This window comes from Rhizobium sp. Pop5, from assembly GCF_024721175.1.
GTDB lineage: Bacteria > Pseudomonadota > Alphaproteobacteria > Rhizobiales > Rhizobiaceae > Rhizobium.
The window spans coordinates 1,715,063-1,731,193 of the sequence record NZ_CP099399.1; the positions used below are offsets into that span (position 1 = coordinate 1,715,063).

Consider the following 16,131-nt stretch of genomic DNA (forward strand, 5'->3'; position numbering starts at 1 on the left):
TCTGTTTTTTCGCGGCTCCTGGATGGAGCCGCCGAAAACCTAGTGCTCGATCTGGTGTGGCGGAAGCCGCACTATTTGCACTTCATTCATGCGTTTGACGCCACATCACGATCAAACCATGTTATGACGGACGAATGTCGACACCCGATCTCAACCTGCTGGTCACCCTTGATGTGCTGCTTGCGGAAGGCAGCGTTGCGCGCGCGGCGCGAAGGTTGCGGCTCAGCCCGTCGGCGATGAGCCGGGCGCTGGCGCGACTGCGCGAAACGACGGGCGATCCGCTGCTGGTCCGGGCCGGACGCGGTCTGGTCCCCACGCCCCGCGCGCTCGAGCTGCGCGAGAAGGTCGGCCGGATCGTCGAGGAGGCACAAGCGGTTCTCCGCCCGGCCGAGGCGCTCGACCTTGAGCGGTTGGTCCGAACCTTCACACTGCGCACCAGCGAAGGTTTCGTCGAGAACTTCGGACCCGTCCTCATCGAGCGGGTCAACAGACAAGCGCCCGGCGTGCGGCTGTGCTTCATGCAGAAACCGGACAAGGACAGCGCGCCTTTGCGCGACGGCACCGTCGATCTGGAAACCGGGGTCGTCGACGAGACGACCGGGCCGGAGGTGCGGGCGCAAGCCCTGTTCCGCGACCGCTTCGTCGGTGTCGTGCGGACAGGACATCCACTTTGCCAAGGCGAGATCACGCCGTCTCGCTATGCGGCCGGCCGGCACATCTCCGTGTCGCGACGCGGGCTCGACAGAGGAGCGATCGACGACGCTCTTGATCTGCTCGGGCTGGAACGGCAGATCGCCACGATCGTCGGCGGCTTTTCGACTGCGCTGGCTCTCGTCCGCGCTTCAGACCTGATTGCCAGCGTTCCCGAACGGCATACCGAAGCGCTGCGGGTGGGCATGCATAGTTTCCCCCTGCCCGTCTCCGCACGGGATATCACCGTTTCGCTGCTCTGGCATCCGAGGATGGATGCCGATCCCGCGCATCGCTGGCTGCGCGAATGTGTTCGGGACACCTGCGCGGCGATTGGTTGAGGAGAGTGGTGATTTGCGCGAAGGAGGTAATGCTCCGCCCATCCCGATTTCTTGTCATATAAGCACGTTCGAAAGATTGCTATTGTACCTTCACCGATCGACGGCAGACACATTCACCCCACGGAGGATACGATGCATATCATCTGGGACTTTCTGACGATTCTGCTGACCATCGGCTCGCTCTATGGCGGTCGCGAATATCGAATCATTCGCGCCCGTGCCCGCGCCCAGAACTGGGGCAATTTCTGATTTGATTTCTGCGGCCGCTGCCCGGGCGCCCTCGGTCACGGTCCCGTAGAACGACGTAGGGTCATGCACCCACAGTGCATTGCTTGCTAAAAAGACGGCTTCTGTCCGTCATTCTCTCTGTTAGTTTAGGCCCGCCTTACCCCAGGCGGGTCTTTTTTGTGTGCGCCAGGCATGGCGCGTGGTGCGAGAGCACCGTTTGACCGGGATGGTATCCGGTTGATGACTTGGAGGTGAAAGTCCTCTGCAGGCCCTGGTGATGGGAACTGCTAGCCGAACAACAAGGGCGTCGTTGCAAGGCGAGGTCTGAAGGAAGTTGTAAGCAAAGTGCCGGCCTGACGAACAGGAAACGCATATGAGGCGACCGCATCCGGACGAAGGTGCACAAATGCCTGAAGTCCAATATCACCCGGAGGATGCGGCCGTAGATGCGACAGGTATATGGCACGAAGGTCACGCGTCTTACCCTGGGAGACCTGCCGACCTGCCCCTGGTTTCAGGTGTGCTACCGGCGTCGCGAGGCGTCGGGATGGGGCGGCAGGGGTCAGCAGAAGCCGTATTAGCCGACCAAGCGGTGAAGGGCCGAACATTGAGTGCCGGACGGAGGCCGGTCTTTCGATGGTGAGGACAGACGCAGAAGACGGGGCTGAGACGCCCCGTGCCCATGCTGAGAGCAGCGGCCGGAAGCCGCGAGGGCAGGCATTGGGTGCATCAGACACCACGGCAGGGCCGGGATCCTCTCGACCGGAGGCGAATGAGCGACTGATGGAGGCGATCCTCAGCCGCGAGAACATGATGGCGGCTTACCGCCGGGTGGTGGCGAACAAGGGTGCGCCGGGTATCGATAAGATGTCTGTCGAGCAATTGAAGCCATACCTTGCGGAGCATTGGCCGCGCATCAGAGAAGACCTGCTGGCGGACCGCTACAGACCGACGCCGGTGCGTGGGGTGGAAATCCCCAAGCCTGGCGGCAAAGGGATGCGGCAATTGGGCATCCCGACGGTCCTGGACCGACTCATCCAGCAGGCGATGCATCAGGTGCTGATGCCGATCTTCGACCCGGACTTCTCTGCTTCCTCCTACGGCTTCCGGCCGGGGCGGAGCGCCCACGACGCGGTTCTTGCCGCCCGGTCTTATGTGGCCGGCGGCCGTCGCTTTGTGGTCGATCTTGATTTGGAGAAGTTCTTCGACCGAGTGAACCACGATGTCTTGATGGCACGCGTGGCACGCAAAATCGGAGACACGCAGGTGCTGCGGTTGATCCGCCGTTACCTGCAGGCTGGGCTGATGACGGGCGGGATCGTAACGGCACGCAGCGAAGGCACGCCGCAAGGCGGTCCACTCTCGCCGCTGCTGTCAAATATCCTGCTCGACGATCTCGACAAGGAATTGGAGCGGCGCGGTCATGCCTTCTGCCGCTACGCCGACGACTGCAACGTCTATGTACGTTCGCAGCATGCCGGCGAGCGGGTCATGGCCTCGCTCACCTGCTTCCTTACCGAACGGCTGAAGCTCACGGTCAATGGCGCGAAGAGTGCCGTGGACCGTCCATGGAAGCGTACCTTCCTCGGCTACACCATGACCGCCCACAAGGCGCCGCGTCTGCGGATCGCGGCGTCGAGCGTGGCGCGGTTCAGGGGCAAGCTGAAGGCTGCCTTCCGTGCCGGGCGCGGTCGCGCCCTTGGCGCCACCATCAAAGACCTTACCCCGATCCTGCATGGCTGGATTGCTTACTTCCGGCTGACCGACAGTAAGGGGATTCTCGAGGACCTTGATGGCTGGCTGCGGCGCAGGTTGCGCTGCATCCTGTGGCGGCAATGGAAGAAACCGGCCACGCGCGCTATGCGGTTGAGGCAACGAGGACTGACGGAACAGCGTGCCCGTGACTCGGCGGGGAACGGCCACGGCCCTTGGTGGAATGCCGGGGCCAGCCACATGAACGACGCCTTCCGAAAAGCCTTCTTCGAACAGCTGGGGCTAGTCTCACTCCAACAGGAACTCCGACGCCTAAACCACACTCGATGAACCGCCGTGTACGGAACCGTTCGCACGGTGGTGTGGGAGGAGGGTGCCGCAAGGCTCCCTCCTACCCGATTAAAGGGGCGGCCGGCCACATAATCGGCGGCCACGCCGTCGCTGGACTACTTCTTGGCGCCGGCAGAAAGCACCCGATGTGTCGCATTGTCCAATGCGTGGCTTGTCTCCTGCCCATCCTTCTTCAGTCCGCGCGCAGTGTTGCCGCAGCCGGAAAGCGTGAGCAGGCAAATGCAGGCAAGGGCGATGGCAGCTTTTGGCATCAATGTTTCCCCGATTGAATTGCGATCTGAAAACAATGATGCAATCGCCGCCAAAATCAATCCGCCGAAAGGCGGTGGGATGGTGCGAAAATCTCACCACGCGAATTTATATTGAAAATCTGTGCGCTATTGAAGCGGTACCCTGAACTGCCGTCACAAACCCGAGCCTGGGACGCAATGCTTGCGGATTAATTGGTATTGATCGATCAAGTTTACTTCATTGAAGCAAATTTTGACTGTAAAGAAATAGGTTTTCTTGTAATTAAGAGAGCTAATACCATTAACGAGCGTATTATTGTTCAACACATGCCAGATCTATTGGTTTTTGTAATGTTTAAAATTTTACTTAAATTCCACATTTAACTATCTGTTAATAATAATCTTGCGCAACGTCCGCTTCCGCTTATGATTTACTCAAAACGGGAGAGAAAAAGATGTTCAGCAAAAGCCTGATCATGCCTTTCGGCTTCGCGATGCTTGCCATCGCCGGGCTTCTGTTCCAGCTCGCCTCTTATGCGCTGGAGACGCCAATCACCCAGCTTTATCCGTGAATGCTGTTTAAGTTCCTCCGGGAGTGGAACTTTTTTTCGTTTTGTGCATTCATTCGAGTCGTGTTGTCAGGAGGGAAACACCATGGAAAACGCAGGAGTGGGTTGGATTGCGGCCATCATAATCGGCGGTATTGCCGGATGGCTGGCTGAAAAGGTCATGAGCAGCAATATGGGCGTGCTCATGAACATATTGCTCGGCATCGTCGGCGCCATTGTCGCCAACTGGCTCCTGGGTCTGCTGCACATTCAGCCGCTGGCCGGTTGGCTGGGCTATCTGATCACCGGTTTCATCGGCGCCTGCATTCTGATCGCAATCGGCCGCGTCATTCGCCGCTAATCCGGTTCCGCTGGATGGCCCGTCGCGACGGTCGTCGGGCACTGGAAATTCCAAGTCGGGCGTTGATGACGTCCGGCTTTTCCCTGTCCGAATTCCAATTTCAGCGGCGGCTCAGCAGGCCGAAAAGATAGGCGACGCCAGCCGCGACCGCGAGTGCCATGAGCGGTTCTTCGCGAACCTTGTCGCGCAGCCGTTCCGTCATCAGCGAAGCCTCATCGGTAACCACAGACTTTGCCCCCTGCCCCAGCGCCCGCACGCTTTCGGTTAGCCTGGAGAGATCTTCGCGCAGCGCCGTGACCTGCGCCGACAGATCGTCTGCTGCGATATCGGCCTTGACGCGCGCAGCGGTGGATTCGGCGGAAGCGGTTTTCAATTCTGCCATGGTCTGCTCCTGTTTCATGGGATGCCGCCTCAACGAAATGACGGCCGGAAAGGTTCCACCGAAGCCGATCTTTTGTTGCCCGTCGGGCCCCTGCTCGCCGCCCGCCGCTCCACGCAGCTTTTCGCGCGACAAACCCTTCATTTCCTGTCGGGTTTGTTTTAAGGAACGTCGAATGTCCGCCCGCGTGCGGGTCAATGATACTGTGAGGTTTGCGTTTCTATGTTCGACATTCTGAGAAGAGCCGCTCAGACCTGGGTTGCCAAGCTGCTGATGCTTCTGCTGGTCGCCTCCTTCGGCATCTGGGGTGTTTCCCGGTCGCTGATAACGGGCGGCAACAGCACCACGGTCGTGGCCGTCGGCGATCAGCATGTGGACGTCAACGAATTCCGCCTCGCCTACCAGCGCCAGGTGGCAAGCCTCAGCCAGCAGTTCGGCACGCGCCTCACCCCCGAGCAGGCCCGCGCCTTCGGCGTCGAGCAGCAGGTGCTCTCCCAGCTCGTCGCCGGCGCCTCGCTCGACCAGCTTGCCGAAGACATGAATCTCGGCCTCTCCGAGGATCGCCTCGCCCAGCTGATCGGCGATGACCCGGCTTTCAAGGCCGTCAACGGCAAGTTCGACCGCGAGCTCTTCATCTCGCGCCTGCGCAATGCTGGCATCCGCCAGGACGACTATATCAAGGAGCGCAGCAAGGTTGCCGTCCGCAGCCAGATCGTCGACGCCGTCTCCAACGGCTTCACCGCGCCGAAGACGCTGGTCGACGCCCTGAAGCTCTATGGCAATGAAAGCCGCAGCGTCGACTACTTGCTGCTCACCAACGCCAACATCGAGCCGATCAAGGCACCGGCCGACGACGTGCTGGCGACGTGGTTCGAAGGGGTCAAGCAGCGCTACCGCGCACCTGAGTACCGCAAGCTCATCTATCTCAAGCTGCAGCCCGCCGATATCGCCGATGCTGCGACCGTCAGCGACGATCAGATCCGCGAAGCCTTCGACAAGGGCAAGGATGCCTTTAAGACGCCGGAAAGCCGCACCATTGAGCAGCTGACCTTCGCCAGCAAGGATCTCGCCGCAGCAGCCGCAACGGCGCTGAAGAGCGGCACCAGCTTCGACCAGCTGGTCTCCGATCAGGGCAAGACGGCAAGCGACGTGCTGCTCGGCGAATTCACGAAGGACAAGGTTCCCGATCAGGCTATTGCCGACGCCGCCTTCGCGGTGGCGACCGATGGCGGCACTTCGCCGGTTGTCGATGGTTCCTTCGGCCCGGTCATCCTGCGCATCACGAATATCAAGCGGGAGACGGTCAAGAATTTCGACGAGGTGAAGGAAGATATCCGCAAGCAGCTGGCGCTTTCCAACGCCTCTCAGGAAGTGATCAACGTTCACGACCGCATCGAGGATCTGCGCGCCGGCGGCGCCACGTTGGAGGATATCGCCAACCAGTTGATGCTCAAGGCCGTGCCCGTTGATGCCGTCGATATGACCGGTGCCGGCAAGGACGGCAACGAGATCAAGGATATTCCAATCAAGCAGCAGTTGCTCGGCGAAGCCTTCAAGACCGAAGTCGGCGTCGATGCGCCGCCGCTGCCGATGGGCAATGACGGCTACGTCTGGTTCAACGTCCGCGAAATCACGCCGGATCGCGAGCGTCCGGTCGCCGAAGTGCGCGAGAAGGTCGTCGAGGACTGGACGGCGGAACAGCAGAAGGCCGCACTCGCAAAGAAAGCCGAAGAATTGAAGGCTGAGGCTGCAAAGGGCACCGCTCTTGCCGATATCGCCGCGCCGCTCGGCATCGCGGTCGAAAGCAAGAGCGGCTTCACCCGCTCCACCGACGATCCGGTTCTCGGCCGCGGCGGGATCACCGCGGCTTTCTCCGGTCCGGTAGATACGGTGGCGAGCGCCGTCGGCGCCGATCCGTCGACGCAGATTCTGGTGAAGGTCACTGAGGTCAATGCTGAGCCGACCGGCGACGTGCTGAACAATCGCGATGCCCAGATCACCGCCATGGCCAATGCCGCCGGCGACGATATTCTCGATCAGATGGTCAACCTGCTGCAGACGCAGTACGGCGCGCAGATCAACCAGAAGCTCGCCGAGCAGGCGACGGTTCGCTAGGAGGCTTGGAAACCGCATGACCGATCTGAAGCCGCTTCTCGCCAAGGCAGCAAGCCGCGAGCCCCTGACCCGTGACGAGGCCCGCCAGGCCTTCGATATCCTGATGTCCGGCCAGGCAACGCCTTCGCAGATCGGCGGCTTCCTGATGGCATTGCGCGTTCGCGGCGAGACGGTCGACGAGATCGTCGGCGCGGTCACCACGATGCGCTCCAAGATGCTGCGTGTGGAAGCGCCCGCCGACGCGATCGATATCGTCGGCACCGGTGGTGATGCCAGCGGCACCTACAACATCTCGACGCTGGCGGCCCTCATCGTCGCCGGCGCTGGCGTTCCCGTCGCCAAGCACGGCAACCGCGCGCTGAGCTCGAAATCGGGCGCTGCCGACAGCCTCGCGGCACTCGGCGTCAATCTCGAGGTCACCCCCGAGATGATCTCCCGCTGCATCGCCGAGGCCGGCGTCGGCTTCATGTTCGCGCAGCAGCACCATTCGGCCATGCGCCATGTCGGCCCCTCGCGCGTCGAACTCGGCACGCGCACGATCTTTAACCTGCTTGGGCCGCTCTCCAATCCGGCCGGCGTCAAGCGCCAGCTTCTCGGCGTCTTTGCGCCGCAATGGGTGGTGCCGCTTGCCGAAGTCATGCGCGATCTCGGTTCCGAAAGCGTGTGGGTCGTGCACGGTGATGGCCTCGACGAAATCACCACGACCGGCAAGACCAGTGTCGCCGCGCTGGAGAACGGCCAGATCCGCACCTTCGAGCTGTCGCCGGCCGATTTCGGCGTGTCGCCCTGCGTGCTCGCCGATATCAAGGGTGGAGACGGCACCGTCAACGCCGCAGCACTTCGCGAAGTGCTTGCCGGCGCAAAGAATGCCTATCGTGATATCGCGCTCGCCAATGCGGCTGCATCGCTCGTCATCGCCGGGAAGGCAGAGACGATCCGCGACGGTATGAAGCTCGCGACGGAATCGCTGGACAGCGGCGCCACGGCGTCCGCGCTCGACAAACTCATCGCTGTTTCCAACGATATCGACTAGGATCGCCTCATGACCGATATCCTGAAGAAGATCGAAGCCTACAAGCGCGAGGAAATCGCTGCCGCCAAGGCAAAGACCTCGCTTGCCGACCTGAAGGCCATGCAGGCCGGCCAGTCCGCCCCGCGCGGCTTCCAAAAGGCGCTCGTCGCCAAGCGCGATGCCGGTCAGTTGGGCCTCATCGCCGAGATCAAGAAGGCAAGTCCGTCCAAGGGGCTGATCCGACCGGATTTTGATCCGCCGGCGCTTGCAAAGGCGTATGAAGCCGGTGGCGCGGCCTGCCTTTCGGTTCTCACCGACATTCCGAGCTTCCAGGGGGCACCGGAATTCCTGACGGCAGCGCGCGCCGCCTGTGCCCTGCCCGCGCTGCGCAAGGATTTCATGTTCGAGACCTATCAGGTCCACGAGGCGCGCGCCTGGGGCGCCGATTGCATTCTGCTCATCATGGCGTCTCTGACGGATGACGATGCGGAACGTCTGCAGGACGAGGCTTTCTCGCTCGGCATGGATGTGCTGGTCGAAGTTCACGACGCGCCGGAAATGGAACGCGCACTGAAGCTTTCCTCACCGCTCGTCGGCATCAACAACCGCAATCTGCGCACCTTCGAGGTCAGCCTCACGGTCAGCGAGACGCTGGCTGCCATGGTGCCCGATGATCGGCTGCTGGTCGGCGAAAGCGGCATTTTCACCAATGCTGATTGCAAGCGCCTGCAGGCGGCCGGTATCAATACCTTCCTCGTCGGCGAAAGCCTGATGCGAAAAGATGACGTAACGGCCGCCACCCGCGCGCTGCTCTTCGGCGAAGCCGCAATTGCGGCCGAATGATATGAGCGGCGGAAAGCCCGGCCTCACCCATATCGATGCCTCCGGCGAGGCGCATATGGTCGATGTCTCCGACAAGGTCGAGACGGTGCGCATTGCCACGGCCGAGGGCCATGTGAAGATGGCGCCGGAAACCCTTGCGCTGATCCGCGAGGGCAATGCCAAGAAGGGCGATGTGATCGGCACCGCGCGCCTTGCCGGCATCATGGCGGCAAAACGCACCGCCGATCTCATCCCGCTCTGCCATCCCCTGATGCTGACAAAGGTCACGGTCGAGATCGAGGAGGATGCCGCCCTGCCCGGCCTGCACGTCACGGCAACCGCAAAGCTGACCGGCAAGACCGGTGTAGAGATGGAGGCGCTGACCGCCGTTTCGGTCGCCTGTCTGACGATCTACGACATGGCCAAGGCCGCCGACAAGGCAATGGAGATCGGCGGCATCAGGCTGCTCGAAAAATCCGGCGGCAAATCCGGTGATTTCAGACATCCGGAGGCAAGATGAGCCTTCTACCGGTCCCGGAGGCCCTGAACCGTTTGCTCTCTCGCGCAAAGCCCGTCACGGCATCCGAGACACTGCTGCTCGCCGAGGCCGAAGGTCGTGTCCTGGCCGTCGATCTCAAGGCCGGCCTGACCCAGCCGCCTTTCAATGCATCCGCCATGGATGGCTACGCGCTGCGCCGCGAGGACGCGCCTGAGCCTGGCGTCCTGTTGAAAGTCATCGGCACGTCTTCCGCCGGCCACGGCTTCGAAGGAAGCGTTGGCAAGGGAGAAGCTGTTCGCATCTTCACCGGCGCGCCTGTCCCGCCGGGCGCCGATAGCGTCCTGTTGCAGGAGGATGCCGAAAAGATTGAAGGCGGCATCCGAACGAATTTCCCTGTCCGGCAAGGCCAGCATGTACGCCCTCGTGGCCAGGATTTCGCCGAAGGCGAAGCGGTGCTCCCTGCTGGCGCGGTGCTTGATTTTTCGCGGCTGACCGTCGCGGCCGGCATGAACCGGCCCGATGTTGACGTGCTCCGGCGTCCGCTGATAGCCATCCTGGCGACCGGCGACGAATTGCTGCCGCCCGGAAGCACGCCCGGCCCGTCGCAGATCATCGCCTCCAACACCTTCGGCATCGCAGCCCTTGCCCGCAAAGCCGGCGCCGATGTGCTCGATCTCGGTATCGTGCCTGACGATAAAGCCAAGATCACCGCCGCGATCGACAAGGCGCGGGATGCCAAGGCCGATGTTATTGTCACCCTCGGCGGCGCTTCAGTTGGCGATCATGATCTGGTGCAGGCGACGTTGATCGAGGCGGGCATGCAGCTCGATTTCTGGCGCATCGCCATGCGCCCCGGCAAACCGCTGATGGTCGGCAGCTTCGGCGAGACCCATGTGCTCGGTCTGCCCGGCAATCCGGTCTCGAGTTTGGTCTGCTCGCTGCTCTTCCTCGAGCCGCTGATCCGCAAACTCGCCTCCCTGCCGCCGGTGCAACGCGAGGCAATGGTGGAGGCGGCCGTCACGCTGCGCGCCAACGACCACCGCCAGGATTATATCAGGGCGAAACTGTCGAAATCCGCCGCCGGAAACTGGCTGGCCGAACCCTTCGGCAAGCAGGATTCCTCGATGATGAAGGTCTTCGCCCAGGCCGACTGCCTCATCATCCGCCCGCCGCATGCGCCGGAGCTACCAGCCGGAGCGCCCTGCCCGGTCATGCTGTTGCGGCCGGACCTGCTCGGCTGATATTGCAGTTTCAGTTATTTCGATCTCTGGGCGATCTTTTTCCGCTCCCGCGCCGATCGGGGCAGCAGGAGCCACATTTGTAGGTGAGGTTTAATGTTATCCAGGTGTACGGTGTCGGCTGTCATCCTTCTCGCAGCCTGTTCGGTCGCCGTTGCGGCGGTGCAAGGAAGCCCCGCACTGGAACCATCTTCCGCCGCGAATGCCCCCTGGGCGATTGAGTGGCTAACGCCCGAGTTGAAAGAAGCAGCGACGCCAAAAACACTTATTCTTTGCTCTGATAGCATGGCCGAGCATCTCAGGCGGTACCGGTCGCTGATTGAAAAGCTCAGTGTGCTGAAAGGCCATACAATCCTGGATGGAAGCGAGCTTGAGGCGCGCAAGCCAGTACCCGACATCGGCTACATGGTCTTCGCGCATAAAGGTAATGAGGACCAGATCGTACGCAATTGCGTTGCAAATTACCCGGAACTCCAGCCAATTGTCACTGACTTCATCGAAAAGGAGATATCGGCAGAACAAGATCAATTTCAGAATCTTATAAAATATGGAATTTTGCCGAAAGAGGCACAGCCACGCCAATGTTTTGGAAGGTATTACTACCAGACCGAAGACTATTATCCGACGAGAGCCACAAAGAAATGGTTTGCTCTGATCGAGATGGACTATTCATCCGACAATAGATGTTTTGACCAGTCTTTTTCAGCTGCCTTTGGCATTGATCCTGAATCCTGTCGTTCAGCCGGCATCTGCGTCGATGACGGAAAATAAAGGCACTGCGTCCTCACCGAGCATGCAGCCTTTGGCTCAGGTAGAGGATAACGCGGTAGCAAGACGAATTGTCGATCTCGCCTTTCAGCTATTGCTGACAAGCGAAAAGACGCCCGCCTGAACCGCGCCACTCCCCCGCCCCTCGCCGAAATCCGGAACCGCATGAGCCGCAATCCGCTGAAGTTCTTTCTGCGGCAAGTAGGCGCGATGGGGATCGCCGATCAGCACCTCGATGCCGGAGGCCTGGCAACGCCGCAGGAAAGCCATCACGCGCAAGGCAAGCGCGGAATCGTAAAACAGGTCGCCGACAACGAGGAGATCAGTCTCCTCTGGCGGCAGCGCCTCGATGATATCGGCGGCGACGGCGACGATGTTCACGCCGTTCACCGCCGCGTTGAGACCGATTGCGGCAATGGCGTTGGCATCGACATCGACCGCCGTCACCGCGGCAGCTCCGGCCTTGGCCGCCGCAATGGCGACGAGCCCGGAGCCGGCGCCGAGATCGACGACGCGGCGGCCGGCGACCACTTCCGGCCGATCGAGCAGATGGCGGGCAAGCACGGCGCCGCCGGCCCAAGGATAGGCCCAGTAAGGCGCCGGATCGGCTTCTCCGCGGCCGGCAAGCCGCCAGAGCCCGCTCGCAGGGCCCGCGGTATGGAGGAGGATTTCGGGAGTGGCGGGAACGGGTGAAATCGGCAGATAGGCCTGGATGAAGGCGGCCGGATCGGGACGCGGCGGGCCGGAGCGTTTCATCGTCGTCATGCTCCCCATCCCGCTATAAAATCCAACGATTCAAGAGTTCTTCATGGCGAGATGCGGCATGCCGCTGTCGAGACATTCCGCTTGTCGGCCAATCGTCAGACAAAGCCCTCCGCCCGAACCGGCGAAGGGCTGCGGCGAAATCAGCTGGGCTTCTTCTTCGAGAACTTGTTCTTCGGCCCGGCGCCACCCTTGCCCTCGGATTTCCCGCCTTCGAATCTTGGCTTGTCGTATTTAGGCTTGTCGAACTTCGGCTTATCTGATTTCGGACCATCGAAGCCGGGCTTGCCGGGTTTCTTGCTCCAGGGCTTGCTATCCTGCCTTTGCTGGCCGCTATTGTCGGCTGCAGCATATCCGCCGCCCGGACCCTTGCCGAACTTGTTCTTTGGACGTTCGCCACGGGAGGCGTCGCCTGGCCGCTCGTCACGAGATGGCTTGCCGGCATAAGGTTTCGGCGACGGGGCGCGGCTGAAATCCGGCGTGCCGGAGAGCTTGGTCACGCGAATGCCGCGTTCGAGCGCCTTGTTCGGCCCGATCGCCGCCAGGAAGCTTTCGGCACTCGCCGCCGCGATCTCCACAAAGGTTTCCTCGGGCTGCATCTTGATCGCGCCGATCTCGCGCTTGGTGACATTGCCGTTGCGGCAGAGCATCGGGATCAGCCAGCGCGGCTCGGCATTTTGCTTGCGGCCGACCGAAACGGAGAACCAGACGCTGGCGCCGAAATCCTCGCGCGGTCCCTTCTGCGCCGGCTCGTAAGGCTCTGCATTGTCGCGGCGCTTGCGGCTGCCCCCGTCCTGCACGGTGACCTCGATCAGATCCTCCGGCGCCGAATGGTTGGTGCGGTAAAGGCGCAGGAAGGCGGCAGCGAGCTTTTCGGCGCCGTGGCTGGAAAGCAGCTGCTGCACCAGCCCCTGTTCTTCCTCTTGCGGCGCTTCGCTGAAGATCGGATCGGCGAGCAGCCGTTCGTCGTCGCGTTCGTTTACTTCCTCGGCCGACGGCGGCCGCGCCCAGGCTGCCGAAATACCGGCATTGTCGAGCAGACGCTCGGCCTTGCGCCGCGCATTCAGCGGCACGATCATGGCGCTGATGCCCTTGCGTCCCGCGCGTCCAGTGCGACCGCTGCGGTGTAGCAGCGTCTCCGGATTGGTCGGAAGGTCGGCATGGATGACGAGATCGAGGCCCGGCAGATCGATACCGCGGGCGGCGACGTCGGTTGCGATGCACACGCGAGCACGCCCGTCACGCATCGCCTGCAGCGCATGGCTACGTTCGTTCTGTGTCAGCTCGCCAGATAGAGCTACAACGGAGAAATTGCGGTTGTTGAAGCGTGCGGTCAGATGATTGACGGCAGCGCGCGTCGAGCAGAAGACGATGGCGTTGGTCGCTTCGTAATAGCGCAGCACGTTGATGATGGCGTTCTCGCGGTCGGCCGGAGCCACGACAAGCGCGCGATATTCGATATCGACATGCTGCTTCTCCTCGGCCTGCGTGCTGATGCGTACGGCATCGCGCTGATAGCTCTTGGCGAGCTTGGCGATCGCGGCAGGTACGGTCGCCGAAAACATCAGTGTCCGGCGCTCGTCCGGCGCCGAGTCGAGGATGAATTCCAGGTCCTCGCGGAAGCCGAGATCGAGCATCTCGTCGGCCTCGTCGAGCACGGCGGCCTTCAGCTCGGACATGTCGAGCGCATGCCGGCGGATATGGTCGCAGAGACGGCCGGGCGTGCCCACGACGATATGGGCGCCGCGTTCGAGCGAGCGGCGCTCGCTACGGATGTCCATGCCGCCGACGCAGCTCGCGATCACAGCGCCCGTCATCTCATAAAGCCATTCGAGCTCGCGCTTTACCTGCAGGGCAAGCTCGCGTGTCGGGGCGATCACGAGGGCGAGCGGCGCTCCGGCAGTGCCGAAACGATCGCTCCCGTCGAGCAGCGTCGGCGCCAGCGCCAGTCCGAAGGCGACGGTCTTGCCTGAGCCCGTCTGGGCCGAAACCAGCGCGTCGGATGCGGCAAGCTTCGGGTCGAGCATCGCCTGCTGCACCGGGGTGAGTTCGGCGTAACCGCGCTTCTGCAACGCCTTGGCGATCGCCGGAACGACGCCGTTGAATTCTGTCATGGGTTCGATCTTTCGGAGCTGTCAGGCGCGTTATTCACGCCATGGCCGGAGCCAGCCGGCGGGGTGTTTGCGCCGTTCCTAGCCGCTCCCGCGGCGATTGTCAAAGCGTGCGGCTTCGCCACAGCCAGACGTCGATGTGGCTGGCCCGTCCGCGCAGCTCGGTTTCCAACGGCCCTTCGATCCGGCCGGACTTGAGGAGCACGCTGTCGGGGCCCGCCGCACGAACGATTTCAGCGCTGAGCGCCAGCTCGACACCATGGCGGGCGGCGACCTCCATCAGGCGGCTGCCGACATTCACCGTATCGCCCGCCGCCGTGATCTGCTGCCGGTCGCCGGTGCCGAGGCGCGAGGCGACGATCGGCCCGCAATGGGCGCCGACCTTGAAGCCTATCTTCTTCTGGGCGAAGCCGGCATGCACTCCGAGCCAGGCCCGGGTTCGGTCGCACAGGTTGACTGCGCAGGCAGCCGCACGTGCGGCATCGTCATCGGCCGGCCCCGGAAGACCGAACAAGATCATCGCTCCATCGCCCATGAAGCTGGTGATGGCGCCGCCGTGAGCGCGGGCCTCCTCGTCGATCAGCTCGAAGAAGCCGCTCAGCACCTCGCTCACCTTGACCGGCCCGAGGCTTTCGCTGAGGCCGGTGAACCCCGATAGATCGATGAAGACGACGGCGGCGTTCTGGCGCACGGGCTCGGTGAGGAAATTCGGATCGCGGGCCAGCCACTCCCCGAGACCGGGCGCCTCGATGCGCTGTAGCAGCGCGCTCTGCTCGGCGTAATGGCGGGCGCGGCTGCGGTCGAGCCAGAGCTCGGCAGCACCGAAGATCAGCGCCGGCGGCAGTGCTGCGGCGATCGGCAGCGCCGCACTCAGCCAGTAGCCGTGCGCATAGGCCGACAGGTTGATCATCGCCCAGACGATCAGCATCAGCACAATAATGAGGTAGCCGACGGCGCTCCGTCGCCAGGCAATCAGCGAAACGAGCACCAGCGGCAGGCCGACGGCCGTGCCGGCATCGAGCAACCTTATCCTGTGGTCGCGCACCATGCCATCGCCCGCGATGAGATGAGTAATCGCCGTCGACATCACCTCGACGCCGGGCATGACGGGGTCGAACGGCGTCGGGAAGACGTCCCCGCCGCCGGTCACCGTCGAACCGATGACGACGATGCGGCCGGTCACCTCATCCGCCGAAAGTTCTCCATCCAGCGCATCGGCGGCGCTGAACGTAGCGATGCTGCCGCGTCCACCGTAGAAAGTTACCGGCAGACGCTGGCCGATATCTGTGGGAATGCGCAGCGTTCCGAGCATGATGGCATCGCGTTCGATCGTCGGATCGACGCTAAGCGCCAACGACGCGGCGCGTAGCGGAAAAGCCGGATCCAGCCGATCTGTGGCGCGTGAGATCAGCGGAATGAAGCGCGGCGTGCCCGTCTGGTCTGTGGCGACATTGACGATGCCGACCGCGGCCGCCTCGGCAAAACGGGGAAGCGGCAACAGAAGCTGGTTTGCCTCGGGAATGGCTGCAAGCGGATCGCCGGCCGCATCGGTGACCTGCTGCCGGCTCTGAGCAAAGGTGGCCGCAGCGGCAATCACGCTCGAGCCCTGTCGAAGGGCCGCGGCAAGTGCCGCATCGCCCTCCTCCGGTCCGGGATCGACCAGCAGAATGTCGAGAGCGAGCGCTTTCGGCCTCAAGGCGGTAATCGCATTGACGAGGCGCGCCAGTGTCGCCCGATCCAGCGGGTAACCATGGGCCACCGCCGTGCGGTCGTCGATCGCGACGATTGAGACGATGGGTGGCGGCGTTTTCGCTCCGACGATGGCGCTGCGGATATCCGCGAGCGACGCTTCCATCCGGTCGAGGAGGCCGCCGCCGGCATTGAGATTGATATAGCCAAGCACTGCCCCCCAGAGACCGGCGAGCAGCAGCGCGATCACGGTCTGCTGGCGGTGGTTCATGGC

Annotated in this window: 14 protein-coding genes; 9 read left to right on the plus strand and 5 right to left on the minus strand. The window is 62.5% G+C overall.

The genetic code is table 11. From position 1 onward, the window contains the following. Window positions 1-134 precede the first annotated feature (134 nt). On the plus strand, window positions 135-1,031 hold the full coding sequence (locus NE852_RS10670; RefSeq protein ID WP_008526325.1) for a LysR family transcriptional regulator: 897 nt from the start codon (window positions 135-137) through the stop codon (window positions 1,029-1,031). A gap of 1,011 nt (window positions 1,032-2,042) precedes the next feature. Further along, on the plus strand, window positions 2,043-3,302 hold the full coding sequence (ltrA, locus tag NE852_RS10675; RefSeq protein WP_245270929.1) for a group II intron reverse transcriptase/maturase: 1,260 nt from the start codon (window positions 2,043-2,045) through the stop codon (window positions 3,300-3,302). 116 nt (window positions 3,303-3,418) lie between these two features. Here ltrA and NE852_RS10680 read toward each other — a convergent pair whose 3' ends face one another. Then, window positions 3,419-3,574: a hypothetical protein gene (locus tag NE852_RS10680; RefSeq protein WP_008526318.1), complete on the minus strand. Its 156-nt coding sequence runs from the start codon at window positions 3,572-3,574 to the stop codon at window positions 3,419-3,421. 633 nt (window positions 3,575-4,207) lie between these two features. Between NE852_RS10680 and NE852_RS10685 the strand changes: the two genes are divergently transcribed. After that, entirely contained in the window at window positions 4,208-4,462 is a 255-nt protein-coding gene (locus tag NE852_RS10685) for a GlsB/YeaQ/YmgE family stress response membrane protein (protein ID WP_008526316.1), read from the plus strand. A 100-nt stretch (window positions 4,463-4,562) separates the two neighbouring features. On the opposite strand, the gene NE852_RS10690 is transcribed toward NE852_RS10685, so the two are convergent. After that, on the minus strand, window positions 4,563-4,844 hold the full coding sequence (locus NE852_RS10690; RefSeq protein ID WP_258156698.1) for a hypothetical protein: 282 nt from the start codon (window positions 4,842-4,844) through the stop codon (window positions 4,563-4,565). Window positions 4,845-5,063: 219 nt separating this feature from the next. Here NE852_RS10690 and NE852_RS10695 point away from each other — a divergent pair, with 219 nt between their 5' ends. The 6 genes from NE852_RS10695 to NE852_RS10720 all read left to right on the plus strand — a co-directional run bounded on the left by NE852_RS10695 (window position 5,064) and on the right by NE852_RS10720 (window position 11,298). Further along, window positions 5,064-6,956: a peptidylprolyl isomerase gene (locus tag NE852_RS10695; RefSeq protein WP_008526313.1), complete on the plus strand. Its 1,893-nt coding sequence runs from the start codon at window positions 5,064-5,066 to the stop codon at window positions 6,954-6,956. A 16-nt stretch (window positions 6,957-6,972) separates the two neighbouring features. Next, window positions 6,973-7,989, plus strand: a complete 1,017-nt coding sequence (gene trpD, locus NE852_RS10700; protein WP_008526312.1) for an anthranilate phosphoribosyltransferase — start codon at window positions 6,973-6,975, stop codon at window positions 7,987-7,989. Window positions 7,990-7,998: 9 nt separating this feature from the next. Then, on the plus strand, window positions 7,999-8,811 hold the full coding sequence (gene trpC / locus NE852_RS10705; protein WP_008526311.1) for an indole-3-glycerol phosphate synthase TrpC: 813 nt from the start codon (window positions 7,999-8,001) through the stop codon (window positions 8,809-8,811). 1 nt (window position 8,812) lies between these two features. Then, on the plus strand, window positions 8,813-9,310 hold the full coding sequence (gene moaC / locus NE852_RS10710; protein ID WP_037171324.1) for a cyclic pyranopterin monophosphate synthase MoaC: 498 nt from the start codon (window positions 8,813-8,815) through the stop codon (window positions 9,308-9,310). Continuing rightward, the gene (gene glp / locus NE852_RS10715; protein WP_008526309.1) at window positions 9,307-10,530 is read left to right on the plus strand and encodes a gephyrin-like molybdotransferase Glp; all 1,224 of its coding nucleotides are present in this window, start codon (window positions 9,307-9,309) and stop codon (window positions 10,528-10,530) included. The genes moaC and glp overlap by 4 nt, the downstream gene beginning before the upstream one ends. 111 nt (window positions 10,531-10,641) lie before the next feature. Continuing rightward, a complete protein-coding gene (locus NE852_RS10720; RefSeq protein WP_308821736.1) occupies window positions 10,642-11,298 on the plus strand; it encodes a hypothetical protein in 657 nt (218 codons plus the stop codon). A gap of 84 nt (window positions 11,299-11,382) precedes the next feature. On the opposite strand, the gene NE852_RS10725 is transcribed toward NE852_RS10720, so the two are convergent. The 3 genes from NE852_RS10725 to NE852_RS10735 all read right to left on the minus strand — a co-directional run bounded on the left by NE852_RS10725 (window position 11,383) and on the right by NE852_RS10735 (window position 16,128). Further along, on the minus strand, window positions 11,383-12,051 hold the full coding sequence (locus NE852_RS10725; protein ID WP_037171328.1) for a methyltransferase: 669 nt from the start codon (window positions 12,049-12,051) through the stop codon (window positions 11,383-11,385). 149 nt (window positions 12,052-12,200) lie between these two features. Next, window positions 12,201-14,171 (minus strand): DEAD/DEAH box helicase, encoded by a 1,971-nt coding sequence (locus tag NE852_RS10730; RefSeq protein ID WP_258156501.1) that lies wholly within the window; start codon window positions 14,169-14,171, stop codon window positions 12,201-12,203. Window positions 14,172-14,271: 100 nt separating this feature from the next. Beyond that, on the minus strand, window positions 14,272-16,128 hold the full coding sequence (locus tag NE852_RS10735) for a CHASE2 domain-containing protein (RefSeq protein WP_008526297.1): 1,857 nt from the start codon (window positions 16,126-16,128) through the stop codon (window positions 14,272-14,274). Window positions 16,129-16,131: the final 3 nt, after the last annotated feature.